Origin of the sequence: Mycolicibacter sp. MU0102, from assembly GCF_963378105.1 — a bacterium.
Classification (GTDB): Bacteria; Actinomycetota; Actinomycetes; order Mycobacteriales; family Mycobacteriaceae; genus Mycobacterium; species Mycobacterium holstebronense.
Genome location: NZ_OY726398.1, coordinates 155325 through 167811, shown reverse-complemented (window position 1 = coordinate 167811; position 12487 = coordinate 155325). Strand labels below are relative to the sequence as shown.

At 66.4% G+C, this 12487-nt stretch carries 13 protein-coding genes; 3 read left to right on the top strand and 10 right to left on the bottom strand.

Going from position 1 to position 12487, the window contains the following annotated elements; genetic code table 11:
* Positions 1-18: 18 nt before the first annotated feature.
* Positions 19-732, bottom strand: a complete 714-nt coding sequence (locus RCP37_RS00840; protein WP_308485179.1) for a hypothetical protein — start codon at positions 730-732, stop codon at positions 19-21.
* On the bottom strand, positions 729-1445 hold the full coding sequence (locus tag RCP37_RS00835) for an Rv1363c family protein (RefSeq protein ID WP_308485178.1): 717 nt from the start codon (positions 1443-1445) through the stop codon (positions 729-731). Before RCP37_RS00835 ends, RCP37_RS00840 begins: the two co-directional genes overlap by 4 nt.
* A gap of 51 nt (positions 1446-1496) precedes the next feature.
* Between RCP37_RS00835 and RCP37_RS00830 the strand changes: the two genes are divergently transcribed.
* Entirely contained in the window at positions 1497-3485 is a 1989-nt protein-coding gene (locus RCP37_RS00830) for a M13 family metallopeptidase (protein WP_308485177.1), read from the top strand.
* A gap of 43 nt (positions 3486-3528) precedes the next feature.
* Here RCP37_RS00830 and RCP37_RS00825 read toward each other — a convergent pair whose 3' ends face one another.
* The 4 genes from RCP37_RS00825 to RCP37_RS00810 all read right to left on the bottom strand — a co-directional run bounded on the left by RCP37_RS00825 (position 3529) and on the right by RCP37_RS00810 (position 6976).
* Positions 3529-4662, bottom strand: coding sequence for a L,D-transpeptidase (locus tag RCP37_RS00825; RefSeq protein ID WP_308485176.1), 1134 nt, complete (start codon positions 4660-4662; stop codon positions 3529-3531).
* A 160-nt stretch (positions 4663-4822) separates the two neighbouring features.
* Complete coding sequence (locus RCP37_RS00820; RefSeq protein WP_308485175.1) at positions 4823-6034, bottom strand: MFS transporter; 1212 nt, start codon at positions 6032-6034, stop codon at positions 4823-4825.
* Between the two features lie 79 nt (positions 6035-6113).
* Positions 6114-6407, bottom strand: coding sequence for a copper-sensing transcriptional repressor RicR (gene ricR / locus RCP37_RS00815; RefSeq protein ID WP_308485174.1), 294 nt, complete (start codon positions 6405-6407; stop codon positions 6114-6116).
* Positions 6404-6976: a DUF305 domain-containing protein gene (locus RCP37_RS00810; RefSeq protein ID WP_308485173.1), complete on the bottom strand. Its 573-nt coding sequence runs from the start codon at positions 6974-6976 to the stop codon at positions 6404-6406. Before RCP37_RS00810 ends, ricR begins: the two co-directional genes overlap by 4 nt.
* Positions 6977-7049: 73 nt before the next feature.
* Between RCP37_RS00810 and ilvD the strand changes: the two genes are divergently transcribed.
* Positions 7050-8774 carry a dihydroxy-acid dehydratase gene (gene ilvD / locus RCP37_RS00805; RefSeq protein ID WP_373693209.1) on the top strand — a complete coding sequence of 575 codons (1725 nt, stop codon included), beginning with the start codon at positions 7050-7052 and terminating at the stop codon, positions 8772-8774.
* Between the two features lie 57 nt (positions 8775-8831).
* Here the strand turns inward: ilvD and RCP37_RS00800 are convergent, their stop codons facing one another.
* Together RCP37_RS00800 and RCP37_RS00795 are read right to left on the bottom strand one after the other, a co-directional pair.
* Positions 8832-9275 carry an SPW repeat protein gene (locus RCP37_RS00800; protein WP_308485171.1) on the bottom strand — a complete coding sequence of 148 codons (444 nt, stop codon included), beginning with the start codon at positions 9273-9275 and terminating at the stop codon, positions 8832-8834.
* 128 nt (positions 9276-9403) lie between these two features.
* Positions 9404-10063, bottom strand: a complete 660-nt coding sequence (locus RCP37_RS00795) for an O-methyltransferase (protein ID WP_308485170.1) — start codon at positions 10061-10063, stop codon at positions 9404-9406.
* A gap of 122 nt (positions 10064-10185) precedes the next feature.
* Between RCP37_RS00795 and mymT the strand changes: the two genes are divergently transcribed.
* Positions 10186-10335 carry a copper-binding metallothionein MymT gene (mymT, locus tag RCP37_RS00790; protein WP_308485169.1) on the top strand — a complete coding sequence of 50 codons (150 nt, stop codon included), beginning with the start codon at positions 10186-10188 and terminating at the stop codon, positions 10333-10335.
* Between the two features lie 110 nt (positions 10336-10445).
* On the opposite strand, the gene RCP37_RS00785 is transcribed toward mymT, so the two are convergent.
* Both RCP37_RS00785 and RCP37_RS00780 read right to left on the bottom strand, forming a co-directional pair.
* The gene (locus RCP37_RS00785; protein WP_308487223.1) at positions 10446-10778 is read right to left on the bottom strand and encodes an Imm63 family immunity protein; all 333 of its coding nucleotides are present in this window, start codon (positions 10776-10778) and stop codon (positions 10446-10448) included.
* 58 nt (positions 10779-10836) lie between these two features.
* Positions 10837-12435, bottom strand: a complete 1599-nt coding sequence (locus RCP37_RS00780; protein ID WP_308485168.1) for a TNT domain-containing protein — start codon at positions 12433-12435, stop codon at positions 10837-10839.
* Positions 12436-12487: the final 52 nt, after the last annotated feature.

Sequence of the window (12487 nt, the reverse complement as noted above, 5' to 3'; positions counted from 1 at the left end):
GGGCGCTGCGCCCTCGCGTCAGCGAGCGTGGATCGGTGACATCTCCAGGACCAGCCACTGACCGCCGCGCTTGGTCAGCGTCACCCGCACCGGCACAACCGACTGCTTGACCTGCTGGTTGGCGACTGTCTGCACGCTGCGCATCACAACTGCGACCCGCGCGGCCGACGGTCCGAGCGCCTCGACACCGGCGCTGAGCGTCTGCGCCTCGACCGCGATGTTGCGGTTGGCCATGTCGGTGGCGGTCCGGCCGATGCTCTCCCGGAAGGCGTTGACCCGGTCCGGAACCATGTAGGTCGCAGCCTTCTCGATCGAGGCGTCCGGGTTGGCCGGCGAGACCGTGGCCGCAGCCTCGGCCATGGCGACGGCGGTCTTGACCGCCTCACCCGAGTCGACCTCCAGGTCGCGGTCCGGAACGGTCCAGCGCAGGTATCCGAGCACTGCCGCGGCAACCAGCGCGGTCGCTGCCAGGCCGACGACCCCGAAGCGCAGGCCGGGCCGCTCATTGTCGGTGCCGACCGTGACCGCGTCACGGCGCAGCAGCACGAAGTTGACCACCATGCCCTCGACGATCAGCAGGATCAGCACCGAGCAGAGCGACACGTACCAGACCGGCCAGTCCAGCGTCAGCCCCACCAGCAGCAGGCCCCCGACCGCGGCCAGCGGCGCGGCGATATCGACCGCCAACACCCGCCACAGGGGTTGCTTTTTCAACAGTTCCAGCTTGCTCATCGAATCGACCTCAATCGGGAGATCATCATGTTGCCGTCGACATCGGTGACGTCGAGGTGCAGAGCCCAATGCACGGTCTGGGGCCTGCCGCCGACGTTCTCGGCGATCGAGGTGGCGATCACCATCACCGGGTCGGTGCGGCCGGGATTCGACGGCTTGTCGCTGCCGGTCGCGGCCGGCTCGTCCAGATCGTGGTGCTCGAGCTCGATGGCGACGGCTTCGATCCGGCCGCTGCTGCGCGACTGGATTCGCTGCACCACGTCACGGTAGGGCGCCAACGCGGCGTCGAACTCACTGTTGAGTTCGCCGACGGTCTTGTCGCGCAGCCGCGCCATGCCCTTCTCGACGTTCTCGGCGTTCAAGTTGATCAGCACGCTGGTCCAGCTGGCGGCCGTCTGCAGCACCCGACTGCGGTAACCGCGCTCGTTGACATCTTCATGGTGCTCGTACCAGGTGATCAGACTGAAGGCCAACGCCGCCACCGCGACCACGCCCAGGACCACCGAGCCCCACCCGTAGCCGGAGAGGCCGCCGCCTGAGGCCGCCGCAGCCGGCTTGCTGTGGGCGCTCTTTTTGCCGGCCTTGGCTGGCGCCTTTTCGGCGACCTTCTCGGTAGCAGCCGGGTCCTCGGTGCTCTCTACAGTGACGTCGTCAGGCTCGGTGATCTCGTAGTCCACCTCGGTGGCGTCGTCGGGTTGCTGCTCGTCAGGCATGGCGGTGACGCTACAGGAGAGCTGCAGCATCCGTCGTGGAAGGATGGGACGGTGACCTCACCAGCCACCCGTTCCGGCCTTGATCTCACCTATATAGATAGTGGTGTCCGCCCACAGGACGATCTGTTCGGTCATGTCAACGGCCGCTGGCTCGACGGCTACGAGATGCCACCGGACCGCGCCACCGACGGAGCCTTCCGCGCCTTGTTCGATCGCGCCGAGATCCAGGTTCGCGAATTGCTCGACGAGGCGGCCGCGGCGAGTGCGGATGCGGCCGGCACTGACGAGCGCCGGATCGGCGACCTCTACGCCAGCTTCTTGGACGAGCAGATCGTCCGCGAGCGCGGCATGGAGCCGCTGCGCCAGGAACTGGCCGCTATCGACAATGCCGGTGACCGCGAGGCCCTGGCGCGGGCGGTGGGCGCAGGCCAGCGCACCGGGGTCGGCGGCGGTGTCGGGCTCTACGTGGACACCGACTCGAAGGACTCGACTCGCTACCTGCTGCACCTGAACCAGTCGGGCATCGGACTGCCCGATGAGTCCTACTACCGCGAGGACCAGCACGCCGAGATCCTGGCGGCCTACCCAGGTCACATCGCAGCGATGTTCGCCCTGGCCTACGGCGGGGAACCGGACGAGCACGCCGGGACCGCGGCGCGCATTGTGGCGCTGGAGACCCGGTTGGCGGGCGCGCACTGGGACGTGGTGAAGCGCCGCGACGCCGAGCTGACCTACAACCTGCGCACCTTCGCCGGCCTGCCGGCCGAGGCGCCTGGCTTCGACTGGGCCGGCTGGGTGGGTGCTCTCGGCGTCTCCGTGGCGGCTGCCGACGAGCTGGTCGTGCGGCAACCCGATTTCCTGACGGCGTTCGCCGCATTGTGGGAGAGCGCGGACTTCGCCGACTGGCAGGACTGGGCACGGTGGCGGGTCATTCACGCTCGCGCCGGGCTGCTGACCGAGGAATTGATCACCGAGGACTTCGAGTTCTACGGCCGCCGGTTGTCGGGCACCGAGCAGATCCGGGACCGCTGGAAGCGCGGCGTGTCCGTGGTTGAGTCCCTGATGGGCGACGCCGTCGGAAAGCTTTACGTGGCAAAGCATTTCCCGCCAGACGCGAAGGCACGCATCGACGAGCTGGTCGGGAATCTGCGCGAGGCCTACCGGGCAAGCATCACCAACCTGGACTGGATGACCCCGGAAACTCGAGAGCGGGCGCTCGCCAAGCTGGACAAGTTCACCGCCAAGGTCGGCTATCCCGCGAAGTGGCGGGACTACTCCGCGCTGGTCACCGACCGAGGCGACCTCTACGGCAACTACCTGCGCGGGTATGCGGTCAACTACGACCGCGAACTGGCCAAGTTGGGTCAGCCGGTGGACCGCGACGAATGGTTCATGACACCGCAGACCGTCAACGCCTACTACAACCCGGGGATGAACGAGATCGTCTTCCCCGCCGCGATCCTGCAACCGCCGTTCTTCGACGCCGACGCCGACGACGCGGCCAACTACGGCGGTATCGGTGCGGTGATCGGCCACGAGATCGGGCACGGTTTCGACGACCAGGGCGCCAAGTACGACGGCGACGGCAACCTGATCGATTGGTGGACCGATGCCGACCGCGCCGAATTCGGTTCCCGCACACGCGCGTTGATCGCCCAGTACGAAAACTATGTGCCGCGTGAACTGGATGGTGACCGCCACGTGAACGGCGCGTTCACCGTCGGGGAGAACATCGGCGATCTGGGCGGGCTTTCCATTGCCTTGCTCGCCTACCAGCTGTCACTGGCCGGCACCGAGGCTCCGGTGATCGACGGTTTGAGCGGCACTCAGCGCGTTTTCTTCGGCTGGGCACAAGTGTGGCGCACGAAATCCCGTGATGCCGAGGCGATCCGGCGCCTGGCAGTGGACCCGCACTCGCCGCCGGAGTTCCGCTGCAACGGGGTGATCCGCAACATGGACGCCTACTACGACGCCTTCGGCGTCACACCAGACGACGCGCTCTACCTCGAGCCCGCATCCCGGGTCCGGATCTGGAACTGAGCAGCGCCGGGTGCCCTAGCGCGAACAGTTGAGGGCGTGCGCCCTACATCTGCCAGTCTTGGGAACCGTCGTTTTTGGTGTAGCTACCGACGGAGTTCTTCACCACGACGGGATCTCCGCTGCCGAAGTTGTCGTAGAACCACTTGGCGTTGGCCGGGCTGAGGTTGATGCAACCGTGGCTGACGTTGCGCTTGCCCTGATCGGCCACTGACCACGGTGCGCTGTGTACGAAGCCGCCGCTGTTGTCGATCCGGACCGCATCCTGCACGGTGAGCTTGTATCCCCAACTGGAGTTCACCGGAACGCCGTAGGTGGAGGAGTCCATCACCACCGTGGGGAACTTCTCCAGCACGTAGTAGGTACCGTTGGGGGTCTCGTGACCACCCGCGCTCATCCCCATCGACATCGGGAAGGTCTTCTCCACCTTGCCGTCTCGGGTGATCGTCATCTGGTGTGTCTTGTCATCGGCAGTGGCCACCAGGGAGTCGCCGGTGCGGAAGCTCGACTTGGTGCCACCTGCGTCGATGTTGACGACGGTGTGGGCGGGCCAGAAGTTCAGCGGACGCCACCGCACCTGGCTGGGGGTCATCCAGTAGAACTTGCCGGACACCGGCGGGTTCGACGAGATGTGGATGGCCTGCTCGGCCATTGCCTTGTCGGCGATCGGCCGCTGGAAGTCGATGATGATCGGCTTGGCCACACCCACCATCGAGCCGTTGACGGGGTTGAACGACGGCGGCAGGAACGGCGCCGTGCCGGTGAACGGCTCCGGGTTCTGTCCCACGACCGGTCCGGAGGCCGCGGCCGGCACCGCACCGGGCTGCCCCGGTACCGCTGGGTCTGCCGACCCGGCCGGAACTGCCTGCGGGTCCGGACCCGGGGGGACACCCTCGGGCGCGGCGGGCAAACCGGGCGCGAGCTCGGGTGGCGGCGGGAAAGCCAGCGGCTCGCCGGGCGGTGGCGGAGGCGGCAGCTCCGGCGGAGGCGGCGGGAACTGCGGGAATTCCGGCGGAGGCGGCGGCGCGCCCGGATCGGCCGGGCCGGCGTCCGCTGGGGCCGGGTCGCCGGGCTGCTGCGGCGGATCAGCCAGGGCTGATCCGCAACCGAGCGTGAGACTCGCGGCCAAGCCAGCGGCGCTGAGCCACGCGCCGAACTGCGCGAGCTTCCATCCCGACATCTACCTACCTCCGGTCACGATCTTGATCCCAGTGTCTCACAGGATGGTTGCCAGCTAACTCTCGAAGCAGGCGAATTGCGGCGCCGAGCACCGGATTAGGCGCCGCTGAGCAGTACTTTTGATCGCCGCAGACGTGGCGAACGTTACCGCTCCAGGAACGTCAGGGAACGATGAACAGGCGCTTGCTGGCCGCGATACCGACTGCGGCGACGCCGACCAACAGTGCCGAGGCCGCCAACATGGCCGAGGTCCCGGCCCGCTCGAACAGCAGCCCGCCGGCCAGCGAGCCGCCGGTGATGCCGACCTGAAACGCCGTCACGTACAGCCCCGACGCACCGTCGGGGTCGTCGGGGGCGGTGCGCATCGCGGCCGACTGCAGCATCGGCGACACCGCCATCGCCATCGCACCCCACAGCACGATCGCGGCCGCCCCCACCGCCGTCGTACCGGTGGTGTGATGCCCGCCGACGGACAGCACCGCCAGGACCACAAAGGCCGCCGACATCGCGGCCATGCAGCCGCCGGTGACCAGTTTGGGCCGGTGGTCGACCGGTCGGGCCAGCAGCGGCATCGCGATCAACCCGGCGGCTCCGAACGCAGCGAGCAACCAGGCCAGGCGGGCCCCCGGCACGCCGACCACGTCACCGATGATCACCACGATGAAGGTGTAGGAGATGAAGTGCCCGGTAACAGCGATCAGCATCAGCGTGCTCACCGCCACCAGTCGCCCGTTGCGGTGGTGATGGTTGCCGACCAGCGCCAGTTGGTCGGTGCTGAGCACCAGGGCCGGCAGCGCGAACCGGGCTGCCAAGGTGACGGCCGCGGCCGCCACCGTGATCACCACTACGGCCAGCCGCCATCCCCATAGCAGGCTCATCGCCGAGGTCAGCGGGATGCCGACCACTAGCGCGAGGCTGGTGCCGACGTAAATCGCTGTCGTCGCGCGGCCCGAATGGCTCGGTGGCACCAGTCGGGTGGCGATGGGCGCCAGCACTGACCACATCAGGCCGTGCGTGACGGCGCACAGTGCCCGGCCGCCAGCCAGCACGGCGAAGTTCGGCGCAAGCGCCGAGATCACCTGGGAAGCGGTCAGGCAGACCAGCGTGAGCAGCAGCACCCGGCGGCGCGGCCAGAATGCGGTCCAGCGCACCAGCGGAAGCGTCGTGGCCGCTGCCACCACCGCGTACCAGGCCAGCAACGTCCCGACCAGCGCCTCGCTGACGTTCAGACCGGCCGAGATCGCAGGCAGCGCACCGACCGGCAGGATCTCGGCGGTGGCGTAGATGAAGGCCGCGGCGGACAGAATCGCCAACCGCGCCGTGGTCTGCGGCGTCCACGGCTTCAATCGGGCATTTCCGGTTTCGACAGTCATGTGTTGGGGGCAGCGTCGAGTGGTGTGTGGCGCATGGCGCTCCCGGTAACTGCTGGCTCACATGGTAACGGCGCGAGGGTCAGGAACGAACTAACCGCGCAATCGCTGCCGAGGCTTCGGCGAGTTTCGCGTCGGCCTCCGCGCCGCCGACCGCGACAGCCCCGCTGACGCAGTGCACGAGGTGTTCGTCGACCAGGTTCAGCGCCACGGACCGCAACGCACTGTTGACCGCGCTGATCTGGGTGAGGACGTCGATGCAGTACTTGTCCTCTTCGATCATCTTGGCGATGCCGCGCACCTGGCCCTCGATGCGGCGCATCCGTTTGGCGTAGTTGTCTTTGCGCGGGGAATATCCCGGAGCTTCGGTGGTCATGGCGCCCCCAACAGTTGGTTCATCTGGTTGATCTCGGCTTGCTGAAACGGCAGGAGCGATTGCGCGATGCTGATCGCCTCGGGACTCTCGCCATGTTGAATCTCGTTCTGCGCCAGCGCGATCGCGCCACGCTGATGAGCAATCATCGTCTGCAGCCACAACGTGTCGAACGCCGGACCGCGCAGGCCCCGCAGCTTGTCGATGGTGGCCGTGTCCACCATGCCGGGAATCTCAGCGGCGTGCTCCCGGCCGCTATGCCCGCCGGGGACCTCCCACTGCAACAGTTGCGCCTGGCATCCCTGCAGTTCGGTGCGCTGCTGGGTTGAACTTTGGTCGGCGAACGCCACCAGCGCCGGGTCGCCGCTCTGACTGAACACCAGGGCCGCCAGCTCCAAGGACTGCTGGTGGTGGATCACCATGTCTTCCAGAAACCTCACGTCGGCGGGGCTTCCGGAGGCCATACCTGCCGCACTGGACGACGCTTCGGGCGCCGGGGTGGGCGCGTGGTGACAACCGCCGGCGGCCATGCTGACACTGGCGGCGACGACGACGGCAAGAACCGATCTCATGCGCCCATTTTAGCGCATACCCCCTTGGGGTATTTATTCGTTTTGCCCGGTCCGGCCCTACCGGCATACTGAGCTGGTGAATTCTGGGAGCAGCAACGCCGCCGGGGCGTCCGTCGACATCAAACCGCGCAGTCGTGACGTCACCGACGGCCTGGAGAAGACCGCCGCCCGCGGCATGTTGCGCGCCGTCGGCATGGGCGACGACGACTTCGCCAAGCCCCAGATCGGTGTGGCCTCGTCGTGGAACGAGATCACGCCCTGCAACCTGTCGCTGGATCGGTTGGCCAAGGCCGCCAAAGAGGGCGTTCTGGAGGCGAGCGGCTACCCGCTGGAATTCGGCACCATCTCGGTCTCCGACGGCATCTCGATGGGCCATGAGGGCATGCACTTCTCGCTGGTCTCGCGCGAGGTCATCGCCGACAGCGTGGAGACCGTGATGTGCGCCGAGCGGTTGGACGGCTCGGTGTTGCTGGCCGGTTGCGACAAGTCACTGCCCGGGATGCTGATGGCAGCGGCCCGCCTCGATTTGGCCTCGGTCTTCCTCTACGCGGGTTCGACCATGCCGGGCTACGCGAAACTGTCCGACGGCACCGAGCGCGAGGTGACGATCATCGACGCGTTCGAGGCGGTCGGCGCCTGTTCGCGCGGGTTGATGTCCCAAGAGGACGTCGACATCATCGAGCGCTCGATCTGTCCCGGCGAGGGCGCCTGCGGCGGCATGTACACCGCCAACACCATGGCCAGCGCGGCCGAGGCGCTGGGCATGTCGCTGCCCGGCAGCGCCTCCCCGCCGGCGATCGACCGCCGCCGTGACGGGTATGCCCGAGCCAGCGGCCAAGCCGTGGTGGAGTTGCTGCGTCGCGGCATCACCGCGCGCGACATCTTGACCAAGGAGGCGTTCGAGAACGCGATCGCGGTGGTGATGGCGTTCGGCGGGTCGACCAACGCGGTGCTGCACCTGCTGGCGATCGCCCGCGAGGCCGAGGTGGATCTGACCCTGGCCGACTTCTCTCGGGTGGGCGCCAAGGTGCCGCACCTGGCCGACGTCAAGCCGTTCGGGGCGCACGTCATGTACGACATCGACAAGATCGGCGGGGTGCCGGTCATGTTGAAGACCCTGCTGGAAGCCGGTCTGCTGCACGGCGACTGCATGACAGTCACCGGAAAGACGATGGCGGAGAACATCGCCGAGCTCAATCCCCCGGTCGTCGACGGCAAGGTGCTGCACGCGTTGACCAACCCGATCCACCCGACCGGCGGCATCACCATTCTGCGCGGCTCGCTGGCGCCCGACGGCGCGGTGGTTAAGTCCGCGGGCTTCGACACCGACGTGTTCGAAGGCACCGCACGGGTTTTCGACGGCGAGCGGGCGGCGCTGGACGCGCTGGAAGACGGCACAATCAGCGCCGGCGACGCCGTGGTGATCCGCTACGAGGGCCCCAAGGGCGGGCCCGGTATGCGGGAGATGCTGGCGATCACCGGGGCCATCAAGGGCGCCGGTCTCGGTAAGGACGTCCTGCTGCTGACCGACGGTCGGTTCTCCGGGGGCACCACCGGCCTGTGCGTCGGCCACATCGCCCCCGAGGCGGTGGACGGCGGACCGGTTGCGTTCCTGCGCGACGGCGACAAGATCCGCCTCGACGTGGCCAACGCGACCCTGGACGTGCTCGCGGATTCGGATGAATTCGCCGCCCGCGCTCAGGGCTTCACTCCGCCGCCGCCGCGTTACACCACCGGCGTTCTGGCCAAGTACCGCAAGCTGGTGGGCTCCGCCGCCAACGGGGCCGTCTGCGGCTAACCGTCAGCGGCCTTGGGGCCCACCCGCCTGCGAGGGGGACTATTCGCGGTGAGTTCGTCAGGCGTGCCGGGCTGACTCACTGCGCGCCCGCATACCGAAGTACGCGGCATTGAGGCCGAGGATCGTCAACAGCGCACCGGCGATCACGTTGGACCAGATCATCTCGGTGCTCGGCGTTCCGTGCATCAGGATCCACGGCGACGCGATGAACCACACCCCGAAGACTGGCAGGGTCCACGCGAGCCCGTGCATGCGATCGAGCGCCGCCGCCATCCCGCAAGCCAGGAAGGCGACGCAGAGCCCGACGACCAGATTGGTGATGGTCAACCTGGTGGCCGTCTCGAATCCGACAATCCACGGGGATACCGCCCCGTAGACGGCCGTCAGCAGCGTCAATCCGAAGGTTCCCTGAGCCGTCATCGACTCGGCGGCGCGCTCGTACCGTGCTCGTAGAGCTAACAGATCAGGGTGGTGTTCGATTGATGAATGGACTGTACTCATTTCGTAACCTTTCTGTTATGCAACAGGCGGTTTGGTGCTAGCAGCACCCATCCATCTGATGAAAGATTACGCCCGGCCACTGTTTGCCAGCAACGAAAAGTTCGCCGCGAAACCGCGCCCGACCACCGCTAGCCGACGATGGCTAGGGCGAAGCCGTCCCAGCCCTTGGCCCCGACGGTCTGTAGGGCGGCGGACCGCAGCCGCGGGTGTGTGCCCATCAGCTCCAACACGTCCCGGCTGCCGCGCGCCGTCGCGTCGTCGGAGCGCGGCTCCAGAATCGCGCCCTCGCGGATCACGTTGTCCACCACGATCACCGAGCCGGGATGGCATAGCCGCACGGCCCAATTCAGGTAGCCGACGTTGTTCTCCTTGTCGGCGTCGATGAACACCAGGTCGAACGGCTCGCCGGTCAGCGTCGGCAGGGTGTCCAGCGCGGCACCCACCAGAATCTGCACCCGATCACCGACGCCGGCGCGGTCCAGATTTCCGCGAGCGACCTCGGCATGCTTGGGCTCGTACTCCAGCGTCACCACCGAACCAGTCGGTCCGACGGCGCGCGCCAGCCAGATGGTGCTGTAGCCGCCCAGCGTGCCGATCTCCAGGATGCGGGTGGCACGGGCTGCGGTCGCCAGCAGATTCAGGAACGTGCCCTGTTGCACCGAGACCGCGATGGGCGGAAGTCCGGCTTCATCGCTGGCGGCCAGCGCCGCCGTCAGCGCCGGGTCTTCTCCGGCGAACAGGTTGTCCAGCAGGGCATCTACATCACGGGGCGTGGGCTTTTCAGTCACTTCACCGAGGCTAGCCCGCGTCTGTAGTTCTGGCTTCTGATTTTTCTTTACCCCATACCCCTATGGGGTATATAGTCAGGGAACCCCGGCGCCCGCCGGGACCACAAAGGAAGGTCTGACAGATGGCTAACTACGAGGATGGGACCGTGCTGACCTGCGGCCACGACGGCTGTGGATGCCGGGTACGTGTGGAGACTGCGTGCCACTGCCCCGGCGCGGACGTGAGCTACCGATGCACCTGCGGCGACGAACTGGTACCCGTCAAGAACTAACAACAGACGGCGCCGGTGACGCACAACCTCGACTGTTGTGCGTCACCGGCGCCTGTTCTTGGTCTACACCACCTAGTCGGCTGAGGCTACGACCGAACCAACGAAGATCGTCACAAGGGTTCGCCGATGTCTGGAAGTAGCGCAATGTCCTCCGGTTGTCCATTGCGGAAGAGGGCCGCGGTCTCACGGACATTTCTCTTCGCCCAGTCGACATTGAATTCGCTTAGCACCTCGTATTCATACTTGAACCGCTCTCCACGGTCACCGACTTCCCTAGATGCTTGTCGCGAGACGATATCTGCGCAGTACCAATAAAGTAGGTCATCAAGACTGCCCACCCGGTCAAAGCCGAGTTTTCCACGCTCATAGAAGGTGAAGTGATAGGAGCCATCGGCGTCGACGAAGATATTGAGTCCGTCATTGGTCCGTAGCCCGACAGGCATGGAACGGACGCCCAGAGCTTCCGACAGTTGATCGATCTCCACCTGGAGCGCGTTGGATTTATCGTCCAAAAGGCGGTCCATACTCATCGAGAACCCCTCGTCTTACGAGCTCCCACACGGATGGCCGGATGCCGTCGGGCGCAGTGATTACATATTGCGTCGCATTTGGCGATGGCGCCTGTCCATAGTAGGGCTCAACTGGACCTTGCACTATTTTCCAGCCCTCAGGCAATGGTTTTCCGGTGACAATATATCGATTGTAGTTCGAACCGACCGATTCCGGCGCTAAGGACCGGTCCGCAAATGGCGTGCCATCTGGCGACAGGTAGTGGCCCCATTCGGTACCAAACCTGTCGATGATGGTGCCTTCGGGCAGCTGCGCGGGCTGCGGAATGTAGCCCGGCGGGAAGCCGCTGTTTTCAGGCCAGACCCGGGTTTCAGGCCTGCCGAAGCTGGCCTCAAATTCTTGCCACGACAGACCGCCCGTGGGATGCCATCCCCGCAGAACGGCCGCGGGCGCGCCACCCTCGGTGAGAACTTCGGCGGGCAGCCCTGCGCGGACTATTGCCCCCTCCGCCCCAAAAGGAAGCGTGACGGCGGCGGCACTGACATCGAAGGCCTTCTCGCCCAGAAAGTAGGCGGGACTGGGCGCGTTCAGGGCGTCTTTGACTTGGGCGACACCCGCACCGACCGGGTTGAGGAAGGAGTCACCGAGCCCCTTGGCCAGGCCACCCCACGATTCCAGGACACCGGGGGCGCCTGGCCCGCCCTGCCCGAGCAGGTTCTTGACGGCCTCTTCGGTGGCTCGCCAACGGTCCCCGAACGCATCGCCGAACCCCAGCGGCGCCTGCCGCTGCGACTCGGGGGCCCCGTAGCGCGGTAGCGGCTGCTGGGCCTGCAGCACTGCTGCGTTGATGCGCGCTTCGATCTGCTCCGGCGGAACACCGTCGTTGGCCAGGACCTCCTGGGCTAAGACCTTGAAACTCTCCACATCGCCGGGGTTCACCGGTGCCGGCACTTCGCGACCGGCGTCGAAGCTGCGCACCACGACATCGGGCTCGTAGCCATCCTTGACCCGCAGGTTCGTCAGCGCAGACTGCAGCACCTTGGCGTAGCCGCCGCGGATGATCGTGACGTTGGACAGGACCGTCCGTGTGTCGGTTATCGCACCGTCCCAACATTTTTCGATCAGGCCATCAACGTCGTCGCCGTGCAACATATACGCCAAGTAGTGGGTGTTGTAGTCAGCCAGATACTCGTCGTAGCCCTGCAGATTCGCATTGAGCGCCTCGATCTGCTCATCGCAGCGCTGCCGAGCCTGGGCTAGGGCGCCGGCGACGGTCTCCAGATGAGCCGCGATCTGGCCCAGTTGTTGGTTGGTGGCGCGCAGGCCCTCTTTGACCCGTTGCACTTCGGCGCCATTGTTGATCGGCTGCTCACCGTTCTCGCGGTTGTACTGCTCGAAGTGCTGTCGAGCGGTGCGAAAGGTCTCCTCGGCCGCGGTGGACGAGCCGGCCGCCGAATGGAACGCCTGCGCCAGGAAGTTGATCTGGGTGGGACTTCCGGCCTGCACGCTGTCATCAACAGCCCAGGGGTCACCGCCCGCGGCGGCAACAAGCGCACCGAGCCCCAGATACTGCAGGCTTGGAGGACTCACGGCGCGCCCGCGCTACTCGCCATCGTCAGATAATGACCGACACCGCGCCGGA